Source organism: Salinimicrobium catena, assembly GCF_900102915.1.
GTDB classification, from domain to species: Bacteria; Bacteroidota; Bacteroidia; order Flavobacteriales; family Flavobacteriaceae; genus Salinimicrobium; species Salinimicrobium catena.
On sequence record NZ_FNGG01000001.1, the window covers coordinates 913,146 to 931,716 of the forward strand.

The 18,571-nt window shown below is 44.6% G+C and carries 15 protein-coding genes; 7 read left to right on the forward strand and 8 right to left on the reverse strand.

The window, feature by feature from the left end:
* Positions 1-41: 41 nt before the first annotated feature.
* From BLS64_RS04250 to BLS64_RS04280, 7 genes are all read left to right on the forward strand, one after another.
* Positions 42-980, forward strand: a complete 939-nt coding sequence (locus BLS64_RS04250; protein WP_093112043.1) for a mevalonate kinase family protein — start codon at positions 42-44, stop codon at positions 978-980.
* Positions 981-987: 7 nt separating this feature from the next.
* Entirely contained in the window at positions 988-1,893 is a 906-nt protein-coding gene (locus tag BLS64_RS04255) for a geranylgeranylglycerol-phosphate geranylgeranyltransferase (RefSeq protein WP_093112045.1), read from the forward strand.
* Between the two features lie 83 nt (positions 1,894-1,976).
* Positions 1,977-2,879: a pseudouridine synthase gene (locus BLS64_RS04260; RefSeq protein WP_093112047.1), complete on the forward strand. Its 903-nt coding sequence runs from the start codon at positions 1,977-1,979 to the stop codon at positions 2,877-2,879.
* 308 nt (positions 2,880-3,187) lie between these two features.
* Entirely contained in the window at positions 3,188-4,582 is a 1,395-nt protein-coding gene (locus tag BLS64_RS04265) for an arginine decarboxylase (RefSeq protein ID WP_093112049.1), read from the forward strand.
* A 70-nt stretch (positions 4,583-4,652) separates the two neighbouring features.
* Complete coding sequence (gene speB / locus BLS64_RS04270; protein WP_093112051.1) at positions 4,653-5,531, forward strand: agmatinase; 879 nt, start codon at positions 4,653-4,655, stop codon at positions 5,529-5,531.
* Positions 5,524-6,495: a deoxyhypusine synthase family protein gene (locus BLS64_RS04275; protein ID WP_093112053.1), complete on the forward strand. Its 972-nt coding sequence runs from the start codon at positions 5,524-5,526 to the stop codon at positions 6,493-6,495. Before speB ends, BLS64_RS04275 begins: the two co-directional genes overlap by 8 nt.
* Before the next feature lie 548 nt (positions 6,496-7,043).
* Positions 7,044-8,828, forward strand: a complete 1,785-nt coding sequence (locus BLS64_RS04280) for a serine hydrolase (protein ID WP_093112331.1) — start codon at positions 7,044-7,046, stop codon at positions 8,826-8,828.
* Between the two features lie 467 nt (positions 8,829-9,295).
* Here BLS64_RS04280 and BLS64_RS04290 read toward each other — a convergent pair whose 3' ends face one another.
* The 8 genes from BLS64_RS04290 to arsS form a co-directional block, all read right to left on the reverse strand.
* Positions 9,296-10,636 carry a mannosyltransferase gene (locus BLS64_RS04290; protein WP_093112057.1) on the reverse strand — a complete coding sequence of 447 codons (1,341 nt, stop codon included), beginning with the start codon at positions 10,634-10,636 and terminating at the stop codon, positions 9,296-9,298.
* The gene (locus BLS64_RS04295; RefSeq protein ID WP_093112333.1) at positions 10,633-12,129 is read right to left on the reverse strand and encodes a cellulose synthase family protein; all 1,497 of its coding nucleotides are present in this window, start codon (positions 12,127-12,129) and stop codon (positions 10,633-10,635) included. The genes BLS64_RS04290 and BLS64_RS04295 overlap by 4 nt, the downstream gene beginning before the upstream one ends.
* Entirely contained in the window at positions 12,129-12,818 is a 690-nt protein-coding gene (locus BLS64_RS04300; protein ID WP_093112059.1) for a glycosyltransferase family 2 protein, read from the reverse strand. The genes BLS64_RS04295 and BLS64_RS04300 overlap by 1 nt, the downstream gene beginning before the upstream one ends.
* A gap of 128 nt (positions 12,819-12,946) precedes the next feature.
* Positions 12,947-14,524 carry a 4Fe-4S binding protein gene (locus tag BLS64_RS04305; RefSeq protein WP_093112061.1) on the reverse strand — a complete coding sequence of 526 codons (1,578 nt, stop codon included), beginning with the start codon at positions 14,522-14,524 and terminating at the stop codon, positions 12,947-12,949.
* Positions 14,525-14,531: 7 nt separating this feature from the next.
* On the reverse strand, positions 14,532-15,836 hold the full coding sequence (locus tag BLS64_RS04310) for an NAD(P)/FAD-dependent oxidoreductase (protein WP_093112063.1): 1,305 nt from the start codon (positions 15,834-15,836) through the stop codon (positions 14,532-14,534).
* Positions 15,836-16,666: a purine-nucleoside phosphorylase gene (locus BLS64_RS04315; protein ID WP_093112065.1), complete on the reverse strand. Its 831-nt coding sequence runs from the start codon at positions 16,664-16,666 to the stop codon at positions 15,836-15,838. Before BLS64_RS04315 ends, BLS64_RS04310 begins: the two co-directional genes overlap by 1 nt.
* Before the next feature lies 1 nt (position 16,667).
* Positions 16,668-17,276: a TIGR04282 family arsenosugar biosynthesis glycosyltransferase gene (locus tag BLS64_RS04320; RefSeq protein ID WP_093112067.1), complete on the reverse strand. Its 609-nt coding sequence runs from the start codon at positions 17,274-17,276 to the stop codon at positions 16,668-16,670.
* A gap of 11 nt (positions 17,277-17,287) precedes the next feature.
* A complete protein-coding gene (gene arsS / locus BLS64_RS04325; RefSeq protein WP_093112335.1) occupies positions 17,288-18,343 on the reverse strand; it encodes an arsenosugar biosynthesis radical SAM (seleno)protein ArsS in 1,056 nt (351 codons plus the stop codon).
* Between the last annotated feature and the right edge of the window lie 228 nt (positions 18,344-18,571).

The following is an 18,571-nucleotide window of genomic DNA, read 5'->3' on the forward strand; positions in this document are numbered from 1 at the left end:
AAGAAAAATTCTTATCTTTACTAAGCCTAATGCAAATCGCTATGAAAGGACCTTTATTTTATTCTAAGATTTTGCTCTTCGGAGAGTACGGAATCATCAAGGATTCCAAAGGCTTGTCCATTCCGTATAATTTTTACAACGGGGCTTTGAAAGTGGATGAAGATCCTTCCGAAGAAGCCAAGAAATCGAACAGGAGCCTGAAGCGCTTTGCAGATTACCTGAAGAACCTGCAGGAAGAAAAGCCTGCTTTGGTGCAGTTCGATCTTAAAGAGCTGTATGAGGATATCGAAAAAGGGATGTATTTTGATTCCAGTATTCCGCAGGGATACGGAGTTGGAAGTAGCGGGGCACTGGTAGCGGCCATCTATGACGAGTATGCTGTCAATAAGATCACCGTTCTTGAAAACCTTACCCGCGAAAAACTGCTTAAGCTGAAGGAGATCTTCGGGGAAATGGAATCCTTCTTCCATGGAAAATCTTCCGGACTTGATCCTTTGAACTCTTATTTGAGTATTCCTATCCTTATCAATTCAAAAGACAATATCGAGCCGGCGGGAATTCCTAGTCAGACCCGAAACGGAAAAGGAGCTGTATTTTTACTCGATAGTGGATCTGTAGGAGAAACCGCGCCAATGGTGAACATTTTCATGGAAAATATGAAGCAGGAGCCTTTCAGAAAAATGCTGAAAGATCAGTTCGTGAAACATACCGATGCATGTGTTGACGACTTCCTGAAGGGTGACGTAAAATCGCTTTTTGGGAATATCAAGAAACTTTCTCACGTAGTGCTCGATAATTTCAAACCAATGATCCCGGCCCAGTTCCATAAGCTGTGGCAAAAAGGTATCGAGACAAATGAATATTATCTCAAGCTTTGCGGTTCAGGCGGCGGCGGGTACATTTTAGGTTTCACAGAAGACATTGAAAAGGCAAGGAAAGCGTTGAAGGATTACCGTCTGGAAGTGGTCTACAACTTCTAGGAAAAAGATGGCCACCCTGTCAAAAAAGCGACTTCTTCTCAAAATTTTAAGTTTCATTTCAGTCATAAGGGGTTATAACATCCTGGTGCTTGTTATTGCTCAATATTTGACCTCCATGTTCATTTTGTCACCGGACCATCCTTTAGGTCAGGTGCTTTTTGATCCGAATCTATTCTTCCTGGTGCTTTCTACTGCATCAATAGTGGCGGCGGGATATATCATCAATAACTTCTACGACAGCGAAAAGGACCTTATCAACCGGCCGCAGAAGACCATGCTGGACCGTTTCGTGAGTCAGCGTACCAAGCTTTCGGTCTATTTTGTTCTGAACCTTGCCGGAATTTTCTTTGCCAGTTACGTTTCTTTCAGGGCCGTAGTGTTCTTTTCGATCTACATTTTCGTGATCTGGTTCTATTCGCACCGGCTCAAAAAGATACTATTTGTCAATAACCTTGTGGCTTCGGTGCTCACTATTACCCCTTTTTTCGCGGTCTTCGTCTACTACAAGAACTTTGAGACAGTCATTTTTGTTCATGCCACTTTTCTTTATCTCATGATTGTGATGCGTGAACTGGTCAAGGATCTTGAGAACATGAAAGGCGACCTGGTGCTGGGTTACCGCACCATTCCCATAGTTTACGGGGAGAGGTTAAGCAAAAGCCTTCTTACGGGTCTTTCGGTGATCTCTTTGATCCCGGTCTACCTGCTTATTACTTATTTTGAAATAGGGGAAATGGACATCTTCTTTTACGGCGTGTTCTTTTTGCTTTTTATCTTTCTGTTGATCCTTTACTTCAGCAAGGCCAAATGGCAATACCTGCTGCTGCACAACCTGTTGAAGTTCATAATTGTGGCAGGAGTTTTCAGCATTCTACTTATCGATATTCAGGCTTTATTGAGCCGGGTTTTTTAGATCTTTTTGTAAGGAGTCGCCACTAAAATTGCTTTTTTCAGCTTTTGTATAACAAAGCTGTATCTTTGTACAAAATTTTATTTATGAGTAGAAACGACAGGTCATCTGGGAGCAGAGGAGATAGAGCAGGCGGAAGGGCCAAAAGTGGCCGCCAGGGCGGTAAAGAGCGCAACAAATCGCACGCCCGCGGAAATGCCCCGGTGAACCGAAATGAAAAGGATCCAAAAAGATCAATGTCCCGCGGCAACGCGCCGGTGAAGAAGAAACAAGCCGGCAGTGAGCTTATGCGGCTTAACAAATACGTGGCCAATGCCGGGATTTGTTCCAGAAGGGATGCCGATATCTATATAGCCGCCGGAAATGTTACCGTTAACGGCAAAGTAGTAACCGAAATGGGTTACAAAGTGCAGCTTAACGATGAGGTTAAATTCGACGGCCGCCGCATCAATCCTGAAAAGCCGGAATACGTTCTTTTGAACAAGCCCAAAGGCTTCTATGTTACCGGCAGCCTTGAAAAGAAGAACCGCACAGTTATGGATCTTATTGCCAACGCATCAAAATCAAAACTTGATCCCGTTGGGAAACTCGACACCCAGGCTACAGGATTGTTATTGTTCACGAACGATGGTGCCATGGCGAAAAAACTGGCCAATCCTACGAACGGCATCAGGCAAATCTACCACCTTGAACTGGATAAGGAATTGGCATACGATGACCTTCAAAAGATCAAAACAGGTGTGAACCTGGAAGACGGTACGGTTAAGGTTACCGATATCAGCTATGTGGAGAACAAACCTAAAAGGGAGGTAGGGCTTGAAATAAGGAGCACCAAAAATCACATTGTGCAGCGACTTTTCAAAAGTTTGAACTACGAGATAGTAAAATTGGATCGGGTAGTTTATGGAGGTCTGACCAAAAAAGACCTGCCAAGGGGTCACTGGAGAGTATTATCTAAACAGGAGATCATCAACCTGGGGAACATGTAAATAAAAATTACAATTTGCTGCCTAAAAACGAGTCCTTTTAAGGCTGTTAATCAGGTGTTTATTGTTACTGCCGGAAAGTTGTTGCTTTGGTGAAAAAAAACCTGCAACTTTCCGGCTTTTTAATACATTTGCTTCAGCTAAGCTAAAATAATGAAATACCTAATGCCGGGAGAATCAGCCCGGTCTCTGTGTTTATCCTTTCCCGGCTTCGGTTCCTCCGGCAGCCTTAACAAACTTTTATCACCTTATTTTTTTAGCATTGGCTGAGAATTTCTACTTTTTTACCTTTAATATATACTACTTAAAAATTGAATACTAAGTACAGCGATTTAATAGACCAGACTTATTATTTCCCCCAGGAAGAATTTAAAGTTGAAGGGAGTGAATTGCAGTTCCATGGTATCGACTTAATGGAGTTGGTCAAGGAATATGGAGCCCCTTTAAAATTCACTTATCTCCCAAAGATCTCCGAAAACATCAATAAGGCCAAAAAATGGTTCGCAGATGCGCTCGAAAAGAGTAATTACCAGGGCAGTTACAATTACTGTTATTGTACAAAAAGTTCTCATTTTGAGCATGTACTCAATGAGGCCTTGAAGAACGACATTCATATCGAAACCTCTTCGGCCGTAGATATCGACATTGTTCAGTCTCTAAAAGAATCTGGTAAGATTACAAATGATACTTTTGTGATCTGTAACGGGTTCAAAAGAGACAAGTATATTTCTAACATTGCGAATCTTGTAAATAACGGGCACAACAACTGTATTCCCATTATTGATAACTATGAGGAGATCGATCTTCTTACAGAGGCTATTGATGACAAGTTCAAGATTGGGATCAGGATCGCTTCGGAAGAAGAGCCCAAATTCGAATTTTACACCTCCAGACTTGGGATAGGATACAAAAACATTGTGCCGTTCTACAACAAGCAGATCAAAGACAACGACCAGGTGGAGCTGAAGATGTTGCATTTCTTCATCAATACCGGTATCAGGGATACTGCTTATTACTGGAACGAACTTCTGAAATGTCTCAAGGTATACATAAATCTTAAAAGGATCTGTCCTACGCTGGACAGCCTCAACATTGGAGGCGGTTTCCCGGTGAAGAATTCTCTGCATTTTGAATACGACTACAAGTATATGGTCGAGGAGATAGTGAACCAGATCAAGATCGCCTGTGATGAAGCCGAAGTTGACGTGCCGCACATCTTTACAGAATTTGGTTCATTCACCGTAGGCGAAAGCGGCGGAGCTATCTATGAGATCCTTTACCAAAAACAGCAGAACGACAGGGAGAAGTGGAATATGATCAACTCTTCTTTTATCACCACGCTACCGGATACCTGGGCGATCAGTAAGAAATTCGTTATGCTCGCGGTCAATCGGTGGAACGATGAATATGAAAGAGTGCTTTTGGGAGGGCTTACCTGCGACAGTGATGATTATTACAACAGTGAGCAGCACACCAACGCCATTTACCTTCCGAAGTATAAAAAAGACAAACCGCTGTACATCGGGTTTTTCAATACCGGGGCATACCAGGATACCATTGGAGGGTATGGAGGTTTACAGCATTGCCTTATTCCGCAACCAAAGCAGCTGCTTATCAACAGGGACGAGAATGGGGAGCTGGAGATCAGCCTTTATCGCGAACAACAGGAGCCTGAGGATTTTCTGAAAATCCTGGGTTACAAATAATCAGGTAAATTTTTTTGTTATTTTTAATACGTGAAGCAATCAATTTTTAAAAGAATAATTACTGCCAACCATGAGTAAAAAGAATTACGCCGGCATTCCGGACAAGTATGCACGCTTAGATGACGCAAAAGTAGTTTTGATCCCGGTGCCGTATGATGGGACCAGTACCTGGCAAAAAGGAGCCGACAAGGGTCCTGATGCTTTCCTGGAAGCTTCGGAAAATATGGAGCTTTTTGACATTGAAACCCGTACCGAGGTGTACAAAAAAGGAGTTTATCTGGCTCCCCCGGTCACCGAAGATTCTTCGCCAGAAAAAATGGTGGAAGCTGTATACAAGACCACCAAAAATTACCTGAAACAGGAAAAATTCGTAACCCTATTTGGAGGCGAACATTCTATTTCTATTGGTTCCATTAGAGCGTTCAACGAAACTTTTGAAGACCTTACCGTGGTACAGATAGATGCGCATGCAGATCTTCGGCCCGAATACGAGGGCTCTACCTGTAACCATGCCTGTGCAGTTTACGAAGCCAGCAAGAAGACCAACCTTATCCAGGTGGGAATCCGTTCCATGGATATTTCTGAAATGGATCATATGGATGAGAACCAGGTGTACTGGGCGCATGACCTTTATGAGGACTGGATGGATGACGCCATAGGCCAAATGACGCCGAACGTTTTTATCACCATAGACCTTGATGCCTTTGACCCGTCTATACTGCCGTCAACTGGAACGCCAGAACCGGGAGGAATGTTCTGGTATGAAACTTTGGAATTTTTGAAGCTCATGTTCAAGAAAAAGAACGTGGTTGGTTTTGACATCGTGGAACTTAACCCTAACGAAAAGGAGAAATCTTCAGATTTCCTTGCAGCCAAGCTCTACTACAAGATGCTGAGCTACAAATTCAAATATTTAAACTACAACGAAGAAGACGAAGAAGATGAGTAAAGGAGCTATCACCGAATTCATAGAAAAATATTATAAACACTTTAATGCTGCAGCTCTTGTAGACGCAGCCCAAGCTTATCGCGACCAGCTGGACAAAGGCAACAAGATGATGGTCACTTTGGCCGGAGCCATGAGTACCGCAGAGATCGGGAAGATCTTTGCCGAAATGATCCGTCAGGACAAGGTGCAGTTCATTTCCTGTACCGGAGCCAACCTGGAAGAGGACATCATGAACCTGGTAGCTCATACGCATTATGAAAGGGTTCCTCATTACCGGGATCTTACCCCGCAGGACGAGTGGGACCTGCTTGAGCGTGGACTGAACAGGGTAACCGATACCTGTATTCCCGAAGAAGAAGCTTTCCGCAGAATTCAGAAGCATATCGTAAAGATCTGGAAAGATGCTGAAGCAAAGGGAGAAAGATATTTTCCGCATGAGTTCATGTACAAGCTGTTGCTGTCTGGTGTGATGGAGGAGTACTACGAGATCGACCTGAAGGACTCCTGGATGTATGCCGCAGCCGAAAAGAACCTGCCGATTGTCGTTCCGGGATGGGAAGACAGCACCATGGGGAACATTTTTGCTTCTTATGTAATGAAAGGCGAGCTTAAGGCCAGTACCATGAAATCAGGGATCGAATATATGGGTTACCTGGCCGACTGGTACACAAAGAATACGGATAAAGGAGTTGGTTTCTTCCAGATTGGGGGAGGAATAGCCGGAGATTTCCCTATTTGTGTCGTGCCGATGTTATATCAGGATATGGAAATGCATGACATTCCTTTCTGGAGCTATTTCTGCCAGATCTCTGATTCCACCACCAGTTACGGATCGTATTCAGGAGCCGTGCCCAACGAAAAGATCACCTGGGGTAAACTGGACAAGGACACTCCAAAGTTTGTTATTGAAAGCGATGCCACCATTGTGGCGCCGTTGGTCTTTGCCCATATTCTCGGGATGTAGATCAGAAAAAATATAATTTTAGAAAATCCGGTTTCTGCAAAGTCTCCGGATTTTTTTGTTCCCGGTTTTTTGCCACGAATGCACGAATCATTTTACTCTTTTTGATCAGTGGGTACCTTGATTTCTTCTGCGGAGTTCTGCGTTATCTGCGGGAAGCTGTTAGTTTTCGGGGTTTTTTATTTCTGACCTTTCGACTCCGCTCGAGGTGACGTACGAGTTGATTCCGGTTTTTTGCCACGTATTCACGAATATTTTTTTTAGGCTTCGCCCACTGTAAAAAGAGGAAAAAATCAGTTCATTTGTTAAATATTATTTCCGGAACTTAAATTTTTCCAACTGATTAATTTCAGATATTCTCTTTTTTTAAATGTCTTTTTCATCACTTTTTTCCTTCGTCAGATACCTTTAAGACTTTCTAATCATTTTCGTATTTTTCGAATGGAGTTAAAGCTAAGCCCTTTATTCAAAGGAAATGACATGTAGGTGACACCTGAATGTCACCCAAAAAGCGAGCGGTTTCAAGTAGTTTTGCTTTAAACAACATCAAAATGGAGAATAAAAATACACTTGCCGAAAATCTGGTCTATCAGCGAAAATTAAAGGGTTTCTCTCAGAGGGAATTAGCAGACAGAACAAATGTAACGGTGCGTACCATACAACGTATCGAAAAAGGGGAAACAGAACCACACCTACAGACCGTCAAATTACTGGCTGCAGCTCTTGAAATAGAGGTAGATGAACTTATGCTGCTTGAAGATCCCAAAGAAGAGAATATTCAAATGAAGTGGTTGCTTTTACTTCATTCCACCCCTTTCATTGGTTTTGTAATACCGCTTGCCAATATCTTTATTCCCTTGTTCCTATGGATCCATAAAAGAGAGGATAACAAAGTGTACGAGGAGCACGGTAGAAAGGTGATCAATTTTCAAATTACAATGATCCTTTTCTTCGTGATTTTACTTGTGATGGGAATGTTTGTAGGCAGGGTTTTTATGGGTGGAGGATCATTGATAACCCTGGCGGTGTTGATCATTCCTTATGCAACAGTGGTTATGCTGGTAAACGTTTTTACCGCTATTAACAGCCAAAAAAGCTATTACCCCTTGTCGTTTCCTTTTATTCGGAAAAGAAGTTCCAATAACAAAAAGAACGGAAGGAAGTTAGCCACTACCTTGCTTTTGTTTTTCTTTCTTTCAGGTGCCGGATTTGCACAGGAGATCGAAAGGCTTGACGGAACAACTATATCAAACGATTCTCTTACCCGGCATGCAGAGTACCTGATGGAGGAGGCTAAGGTTCCTGGCATGGGGCTAGCTGTTTTTAATAATAACCACGTGGTCTATGCAGAAGTTCTGGGTTATGGAAATAATAATAATGGGAAGGAGCTGAAGGAAAATACCAATATGTATGGAGCATCTTTAAGCAAGGCTGTTTTTACTGTGATTGTCATGAAGCTGGTTGAGGAGAATGTGATCGACCTTGATACACCCCTGGAATCTTATTTGCCGAAAAAGATATATGAATATGAACCTCAGGCAAAATGGCATGATGATTATTCCGATCTTAAAAATGATTCGCTCTACCATAAAATTACCGCCAGGATGTCTCTTGCCCATACCAGCGGTTTTCCTAATTGGAGGTCCCTTGAACCGGATAAGAAGCTGCGGGTAAAGCAGGAACCGGGGAGTGGGTATATGTATTCAGGCGAAGGAATGGTTTATCTGCAGGTAGTACTGGAAAAGATTACCAGAAAGCCTTTTGAAGAACTGGCACAGGAGATCGTTTTCAAACCTTTAGGTATGGAGGATTCGAGCTTTGAATGGCAACCGGAATTTGAAGCAGATTACGCCCATGGCCATAATAAAAAAGGACAGGCATATAAAAAAGATAAGGACAATGAGTCGCGGGCTCCCAGCACACTGGAGACTACTTTCCAGGATTATAAAAGATTCTTAGTTGCAGTGTTGAACCGCAAACTTCTAACTGATGACTCGTGGAAAGAAATTTTCAGTCCGCAGGTAAGGATCCGCACTTTGAGACAATTCGGACCCCTGGCACAGGAAGAAGGGGATCTGAATGATGATATTGAAATGTCTTATGGACTAGGTTCAGGATTGTTTAAAACACCATATGGTTGGGCAGTTTCAAAAGGAGGCCATGGTAGCGGATTTGAGCATTATTCTGTGCTTTTTCCCGAAGTAGGAAAAGGCATTCTCATCATGACGAATAGTGAAAACGGAGAAAGCATCTTTAAGGAACTGCTGGAGGTGGCTTTAAAAGAAGTTTACACTCCCTGGGAATGGAAAAATTATATTCCCTATGACCAGGAATAGTTTTTTAGCCTGAAGCTGCGAGAAGGATATATCCTCATCCCTCTAAATTGGGGTTCTTAACCACGGATGCACGAATGATTTGTTTTCTCCTGAATTATTCGGAAGGTTTAATCCTTCCAATCTTCAAATAGATTTTCCTGTTGATCTTAGCAGAATCTCTTTGTGCTCTTTTTTACTCTTATTTTCCTTTGAGTGAAACGTTTTGAGAAAAATTCATCTTTATTTTTCTGCGCCCTCTGCGGAAACTTTGCGGACTCTGCGTGAAACTATTTCTCACTTCTTGATTCCGCTCGAGGTGACGTACGAGTTGCTTCCGGTTTTTTGCCACGAATTCACGAATATCTTTTTCAAGGCAGAATTTTTTCGTGGTCTTCCTTTTGACTCTATGGCCTCTGTGTGAAAAAGTGATCTGCGGAAATCTGCGCCCTCTGCGGGAAAGCTTTTGCGCCCTTTGCGAGAAATCCGGCTTATTTCAATGCTTTCCGAGGCAAAGCAACTCTACTTCTTGTAAGAACTTCATATCCCATTACTCCAAAAACGACCAGGTATTCCACAGCAACCAGCCACAGGTTCTCTTCAAAAGCCGGATGGGCATAAGCTGAATAACTAAGGATCACCATCAGGCTCCAGGCCAAAGCAAATCGGTACCGGGTAAAGATCGAAATGAGCAGGGGAGTGACAAGGTACCATGGATGCACAGTTGTGGCCAGGAACAGGTAAACGCTAATACTGAGCAGCATTGAGGTGAGTAACCCCGGAAGGTTTTTGTTTTGAGAACCGGAAGCTTTTAAAAGCACAAAAATGAACACCAGTAGACCGAGCACAGGTCCGGCAGATTGGATTACGTTATAGCCTTGCACCTGGAATCCTATCCACCTGATGAGATAATAAAGACTGGCATTGAATTCGAATTTTTGAAACCATAGTCCAATACTGGCTGCATAGTTGTTGAAAAATTCTGCGGAAAGGAAAGGCAGGTAGAACAGCAGCATTACCAGGCCCACCAATCCGTAAAAGGCAATTGCATTTTTTAATTTCCGGTACCTGAAAAGGAGCGGAAGAAAGAGCAGGGGAATCAATTTTACCAAAACGGAACCCGCAAAAAGGATGGCCCCGGTCATCCATTTCTTCCGGTGTAGAAAATAGAGTGATGCCAGTAGGAAAAAGGCCATCACTCCTTCAAAATGCAGGTTTCCGGTAAGTTCTATGATGATGAAGGGATTAAGAAGGTACCAGAAAATACGGTTTTCGGGCAGGTTCAAATTCCGAAGCAGTTTTCTTCCGAAGTAATAGATACCAACATCAGCGGTAATAATAAGGATTCGCAGGACCATGACCCCTCCCAAAATGCTTTTGCCACCTAAGAAGACAGCCAGTGCAAAGAGAAATTGGTTCAGCGGCGGATAGTTGGTGGGATTCCCCGCACTTAAGTCGCCCATTCCGTTAAATAGCGTCTGTACCCCTGCTATTGGTGGATCAATGATCAATTCATTTGGCGTGAAGAGGTATGGGTTGATCCCTTCAAGAAGCAATTTCCCGTCCCAGATGAAGCGGTAGAAATCCTGAGACAGGTTGGGGATGGCAAACAGGAAGATCAGTCTGAAAATTATGGCCACCCCAAGAAGAATTCTGAAATTCTGTTTTTCAAGCTGAAAGATCTTCCAGCTCAAAAAGAACAGGGCGCCATAGAGGCTAATGAGTTTTATAAGGTCTGTTCTTTGCAGGTCATAAGCAAAAGCAGCGTAAAAAGCGCAGCTTATAAGCAGCAGGAGAAGTGGGGTCTTGTGTATGCTTAGAAGCTTTTTCATTTTCCTCCAGACCTAACCGGTTTTGAAAACCTGTTAGGTCTCCAGAACGTAATATTTAAAGAAGTAAAAACCACATAAGAAAACCCGAAGAACAGCATCAGGTGAAACAGGATGAGGCTGTAATTATCAATCACAAAAGCCGAAAACACGGCATAACCAAAAAGGAAGATCATGCATATTTCCAGCAATAACTGGAATGAGACCCTGAAAGGTTCCAGCCCCAGGACTTTTTCCCTGCCTCTAATGTTAAATTTCGGCGTCCTGATGAATTCGCTTCTTTTTCCAAAATGTCCTTCCAGCACCGCCCTGGTATTATGAATGGAAAAGCCCATTGCGATCGAGAAAAAAGTGAAGAACAGTACTGAGAACCTCAGCAATGATCGCCAGTTGTATCCATTGATCCTCGCAAAGGTTACCCAGTAGGAAATGAAAAATATAATTGTGCTAATGCTGAAGAACAGCATGATGTCGATGAAGATCTGCCGATTTCCGTCGTTCGAGATGAACAGAACCGGAACACTTAAAACTGCCAGCAGCAACACAAGAAGGAACAGGCTGCTGTTGAGCAGGTGAAAGAAACTATGAATCCTTGTTCCCAGGGAGATCCCTTTATTTAGCCAAAGTTTCTTATAGTTCTTTTGAAAATTTTCTGCTGCACCTTTGTTCCACCTGAATTGCTGCGAACGGGCGGCAGAAATGGTTATGGGAAGTTCTGCCGGGGCTTCCACTTCTTCAAGATATTTGAATTTCCAGCCTTTGAGCTGGGCTCTGTAACTCAGGTCCAGGTCTTCGGTAAGGGTGTCACCTTGCCAGTTGCCGGCATCCAGGATGCACTGCTTTCGCCAGATACCTGCCGTGCCGTTGAAGTTGATGAAATGATCGCCGCAATTCCTGCCCGTTTGTTCCAGGATGAAATGAAAGTCCAGTAAAAAGGCCTGCAGTTGTGTTAGCAGGGAATAATTGCGGTTGAGGTGGCCCCAGCGGGTCTGTACCACCCCAATTTCCTTATCCTCGAACCACGGAAGTGTCTTATGTAACCAGTCTTTCTTCGGAAGAAAATCGGAGTCAAAAATGGCAATGAATTCCGCTTTTGCGGATTCCAATCCTTCCTTTAGAGCCCCAGCTTTGAAACCGACCCTGTTTGTGCGACACAAATGTTTAATATCTATACCTTTTTGCTGAAGGTCGGTAATGATCGCCGCTGTGAGCTCCACGGAATCATCTGTGGAATCGTCCAGCACCTGGATCTCGAGTTTTTCCGAAGGATAATCTATTTCGGAAATATTTTTCAGCAGCCGCTCTATTACCGGCTTCTCATTGTAAATGGGCAGCTGAATGGTGACAAATGGGAGATCAGATAAAGTGGAAAAATGCTTTTTTTTATTGCTTTTTCGAGCCTTCAGGTAATTCAAAAGAAGTTGCAGCTGTACCAGGCTGTAGAGAAAAATGAGGAACAGCAGGAAAACGAACAAAAAAAGGATCGCAGAAGCCATCATTTGAAACTGTATTTAAAGATCCACCAAAGGATCTTGGCGCCGGCCATAAAGGCCCCTTTGACGGTTCCCGAAACTTTAGAAATACCTATCCTGTTCCGGTAATGAACGGGTACTTCCCGATAAGAATATTTTTTCTTAAGCGCCTTAAGCTGCATTTCTACCGTCCAGCCGTAGGTCTTGTCTTCCATTTCCAGGGCCAGCAGCTTTCGGTATTTTATCGCCCTGAAAGGACCGAGGTCTGTGAACCGGGCACCAAAAAATAATTTCATCAGGGCAGTGGCCAGCCAATTCCCGAATATCTGCGGAAAGGTCATCGCGCCTTTTTCCCTCCACCTCGCTACGCGGGCACCTATCACCAGGTCAACATCTTCATTAATAATGGGCGCTACGATCTTCTCCAGTTCTTCGGGATAATCGCTGTAGTCGCCATCTAAAAATACGATAATTTCAGGGGATTCCGGTTGTGCTGCGACGTATTCCATTCCCTTTAAACAGGCATAGCCGTACCCTTTCCTTGTTTCTGAAAGTACGTTAGCGCCTGCTTTGCGCGCATTCTCTTCGGTGGCATCGGTGGAATTGTTGCTCACCACGATGACTTCATCAACTAATTCGGGGATATCCTTTATCACATGGCCAATGGAATCGGCTTCATTGTAGGCGGGAATGATAACTTTAATAAGAGGCATGTTACAAAGAAAGCTATTCTAAAATTTATTCCAATTTTAAAGTTCAGGATTTAGAAAGGTTGCCAGTGGCCTGTTGCCAGTCTGATCTACCTGGCCGATTTGGAATTTGGTGCTTGAAACATTGGTGCTTATAATTTTCTGGTAGCTTTCTTCTGCTGTTGAATCAAATCAAGTAAATCCACATCATTCCCCAGAAGCACCGCATCTCCATTGATCCTGCCTTCACGTGGTCCGTTCTCCAGTTTGAGTACGCCACGCGGACAAACCGCGGAGCAAATTCCGCAGCCCACACAGCTGGAGCGCACGATATTTTCCCCTTTTTGGGCGTAAGACCTTACATCTATCCCCATCTCGCAGTAGGTGGAGCAGTTTCCGCAGGAGATACACTGCCCGCCATTAGTGGTGATCCTGAAGCGGGAGAACAGCCGCTGCTGCATGCCCAGCACCGCTGCCATGGGGCACCCAAAACGGCACCAGACCCGGTTCCCGAAAATGGGATAAAAGCCGACGCCAATAACCCCTGAAAAAGCGGCCCCGATAAAAAATCCATACCATTCTCTTAACAGATGTCCGTAACTATAACCGGTGGAGTAGTATAAAGCGATGATGGCCAGAATGATCACGAAATATCCAACAGCGCCGTATTTGGCATCTTTGGCCAGTTCTTTTCTTTTAAAGATCATGATGCCTGCGAAGAGCAGGGTCAGAAATCCGGCAACTCCTATCAAAAAAGCATCTTTTGTGAGCCAGTATTTTCCAGGGTTTTCATTGAGAAAACTGTAGACCACGGCAGTGGTCATGATCACGACCAAAACCAGGATCGTATGGATCAGCCATCTTTCGAGCATCCAGCTTTTTCGGGATTTGTCTGAGAGGTGACGGTAAGGATCGCCGGCAGTCTCTGCCAGGCCTCCGCACCCGCAAACCCATGAACAATACCATCTTTTTCCGTAGAAATAGGTGAGGATAGGAGTGATGAGAAAAATGGAAGCCAGCCCGAAGCCCAGCATGATCATCCCCACAGTGCCCGCCGAAAAGAATTCATTCAGCTTATAGCCGGCAAAAAGATCATAATTAAGCGGCCATACCACATTTGGGTTATAGTAAGGCTGGTTGAGGCGGATGAGGATCTCGGGGATCAAAAAAGCAAAACCCAATTGAAAGAACATCACTGAAAAGGTCCTTATTTTTTCATACTTGTTGTGCCGGTACTTCAGGAGAAATTTATACCCGAAAGCCAGAATAGCCAAAGTGTATAATGTCCCGTAAACGAACCACTGGCTGGCATCGTTACCACTTATAAAGTTGCTTAAAGGGTCAAAAAGGGCAACTATTCCGGTGTTTTCCCCGTCGGGATTGTAGCCCAGGTACTGCGGATACCAGTACAATACGATGTAAAAGAGGGTAAGCAGAATTCCGGTACCCCACGCAAATACTCCCCGGGAGGTCATATTCTTGAACCAGACGCCGTCATTCTTAATGCCTGCAGGTTTTCCGCGGTATTGATCATTTGCAAAGATCACTACGCCGGCGGCGATCAATCCCAGGGATAACCACAGAAAATACCCTGGCAGGGGAACGTTAAGTATGCTTAGAAAGAGAAAGAAGATCCCTGTCCAGCCAAGGCCTGTTGCAACTTTCTGAATTAAAGAAAGCCTTTTGGGTGCTTCTCCCGTAAGGGACATGTTATGTTCTATGTGGGCCATAAATTTTTTAGATCTGAGGTTTTGGCTTTGAAGGATTCATTAGATCATCTTTGAAACTGTGTAGGATCTCCTTGTGATGCCGTTTGAAAAATTCCGGGTCAAAATTGGCTTCTTCCAAATGTTTCAGAACATGTTCTATTGGTCGTTGCTCTGTGAGCCACCTGTCAAAAACTTCGTGCTTCATTCTAATTCCGAAGCTGTTGATGCCCAGGAATCTGCCGGAACCTTTTTCAAAAGCAAGGGTAACCGCTTTTTTACCATCTCTGTGTTCCCAATGGAGTTGCTGTTCATTTTCAGGCGGGGTGGCTGAGACATTGCCGTAGGTTTGGTATTCGATCTCAAAGAATTTCGCGCTGTTGAACCAATTTCCGGGATTGTACTTAAATGGATTTCCGCAGATGGTCTGAGCTACCGTCTCGCCCATCATCCTGGCGGTATACCACACCGCTTCAATTGGCCTTCTGCCCGGTTTCGGCTCCCGTTGCTGGGCGCAGTCCCCAATTGAATATATGCTTTCAATGTTCGTCTTGAGGTAAGGATCCACAAGTATTCCAACATCGGTTTCAATTCCTGAACCTTTTAAAAATGCAATGTTCGGTTGCACTCCAACTGTGAGCCCAACCAGGTCTGTTTCGATCTGATCCCCTTTTTTCGTGGTAACGCTCGTTACTTTATTTTTACCGGAAATTGATTCCAGTTCGGTCATGTTCCGCAGTCCAATGCCGTGACTGGAAATATGCCGGGCAACGAATTCTGAATCTTTTTGCGGTAATACATTCCGCCAGAAGGAATCTTCCCTGATCAGCATGGTGACGGGAATATTGCGGGTGTGCAGCATTTCGGCGAGTTCCACGCCAATGAGTCCGCCGCCCACTATGGTAGCGTGTCGGCAGTTTTTGGTGTTCTTTTCGAGCAATTCCAGGTCCTGCTTGGATACCAGTCCCTGGACTCCCTGCAGGTCCTGACCTTCCCAGCCCAACTTCCGTGGAATGGAACCAGTAGCAATGATCAATTGATCATAAGGCAATTTTTCATTACCTGCCAAAAAAAGGGTTTTAGCCTCGGGGTCTATCTTCTCGACATAGGCCAGCTTGAGGTCGATCCTGTTCTTCTCCCAAAACCAGTCTTCGTAAGGTTCCAGGTGTTCCCATTTCATATGGCCCATGTAAAAATACATCAAGGCGGTGCGGGAAAAGAAATATTTATTTTCCGAAGAGATAACGGTGATCTTCTTTTCAGAAATGCGGCGAATATGCCTTGCGGCAGTAATGCCGGCAATTCCGTTGCCAATAATGACCACATGCTCCTGCATTAAGAAACGGGTTTTAGTTCGATTCTTTTGATAAGTTCCCTGAACAGGGTGATCATTTGTGGCTCTGCCTTACCTGCTGCCTGAATAATGTCATAGATATCTACCGGTTGCAGATCATCAGGATCACATTCATCGGTCAAGACCGAAACAGCGGCAACAGGAATTCCAAGATGATTGGCCACGATCACTTCAGGGACGGTGCTCATTCCAACGGCATCGGCACCAATGATCTTTAGATAACGGTATTCTGCACGGGTCTCCAGCTGTGGCCCCACTACAGAGGCATATACCCCCTTGTGCAGAGTGATGTTGTTCTCTTTGGCGATCTCCTGCATGATCCTCCCGCTCTCCTGGTCATAAGGTTCGCTCATATCGGTAAACCTTGTACCCAGGTGCTCCACGCCTCTAAAAGCAAGCGGTGAGCCGCCCTGCAGGTTGATGTGGTCATCGATAAGCATAATTTCACCCTTTTTGAATTCCGGGTTAATGGCGCCCGCGGCGTTGGATACGAGCAGTTTTTTAATCCCCAGCCTCTTCATGACGCGCACGGGGAAAGTTACATCCCACAGGGTATAACCTTCGTAAATGTGAAAGCGGCCCTGCATCACCACCACCTTCTTGTCGTCCAGTTTTCCATAGATGAGCTTCCCTTTATGGAATTCTACGGTAGCAGTGGGAAAACCTGGAATGTGGTTATAGCTCACTTCGGCGATGATCTCCAGTTCATCTACCAGTTTCCCGAGCCCGGTGCCCAGGATGATCCCTAATTCCGGGTCCTCGAACCCTCTTGCCTGCAAAAATTCTGTTGTTTCCTCTAAAGCTTTGATCATTTTATTCTATTATTTGCTGAAGTTCAGGGTGCTCGAGCATGTCTTCATAAGTATCGATGTCATTGCGTTCCTCCAGCAGGGTTAAGGTTTCATTTTTAAGGTCCTGCAGGGTTTGCTGCAGTACAGCATCTGTTCCCCAGGTTTTATTCCTGAAAAGATCCGAATTTAAGGATTTCATTCCTAATAAATAATATCCGCCATCCTGTGCAGGACCAATTACGTAATCTGTTTGAAGGAGTCCCGAAAAAGCCTTTTTCAGGTCTTCTTCCTGCAGGTCCAACAGGTCACTGCCAATGATTGCAATATTCGTATAGCCTTCTGCAAACCCTGTTCTAAAGGCATTTTCCATCCGCTCTCCAAGGTCTCTTCCTTTTTGTTCTTTTTTCTGAAAAATATCATTGTCCCAGATATCTTTTTCCTGAATTGCTTCGGAATAATAAACTACTTTATCGCACGGCAGGTCCTGTGTCACCCGGAAGGTACGCTGCAGCAGGAAAGTATAGATCTTCAGGGCGTTCTGGTCACCGATCTTCGCGGCAAGTCTTTTCTTGACCTTCCCCGGTTCAGGATTACGGGTAAAGATCATTAGCAGGTTCTTAATTTGGGGCATGTTGAAATCTTTTATGTAAGGCTTCCCTGGCAGCTGCTTCCTGCACCGGCAGTGCAGCCGTAACAATGTTGCGAAATGCAGATCTCCCTGTCCTGCAGCTGTTCTTCATTAAAATCTTTAATGTGCTTCACTTTTGATGCCACTTTGAGGCTCAGCATCTGGTTGAAATCACAGTCATAAAGCCAGCCGTCCCAGCCTACCGAAAGCGTATTGGTGCACATCACGTTCTTCACCGCGGAAGGATTGAACGCCTCCACAAGAGCATACATGTAATCCTCATAATTTTCGGAAGCGATAAGGTATTCTAGAAACCGGCTTATTGGAAGATTCGTTATGCTGAAAAGCTGATTGAACTCGATACCGAAATCCTCAAAAAGGGCTTTTTTAAAATCCTTTTCCAGCGCTTCCTGGTTGGTGGGCAAAAATGCTCCGGCAGGATTATAGACCAGGTCCAGGGTCAGTCCCGACCCTTCTTTTCCGTATCCCACGGCATTGAGCATTTTCAGGGCTTCAATGGACTTGCTGAAAACCCCTTTTCCCCGCTGCCTGTCGGTCTTTTCCTTTTTGTAGAACGGCAGGGAGGATACCACATGAATATTGTGGTTTTTGAAGAACTCCGGAAGGTCATGAAATTTTTTATTTGCCAGGATAATGGTAAGATTCGACCGTACGATAAAATCTTCGATCCCGGCTTTCGCTGCCTCTTCCACGAACCACCTAAAATTCGGGTTCATCTCAGGAGCACCTCCGGTAAGATCAAGGGTTTTTGTCCCTGAAGTGCGTATCACTTCCAGACATTGCTCCATGGTCTCCCGGGTCATGATCTCCTTGCGATCCGGCCCTGCGTCTACATGGCAATGCGAGCAAACCTGGTTACACATATAGCCCAGGTTGAGCTGCAGGATCTCCAGTTTTTGTGGTTTTAAAGGAAAATTCCCGCTTTTGGCGATCTTCTCTTTGAAAAGGGGCAGTTCGCCCTCTGCAAAGATCCCGTTTGACAGGAAATCGAGTTGTTTCTGCGGATCGGCAAGTTCATTCTTTCTTGCCAAAAGTGATTTTACAGGCATAAATTTCATTCACGGTGCCGGTGTCCCGGCAATTCCATCTTTCTTTAGATCTGGGACCTCTCGTTTTATTCGGAGTGAGCGACTCCTACGTCAGGACTTCGTCCTTCCTTGGATCTGAGACCCCTCGTACCTCGGGGTGAGCGACTTCTACGTCGCTGTTTCGCATCTCCTTGGATCTGGGACCCCTCGTCTCCTCGGGGTGAGCGACTTCTACGTCGCTGTTTCACA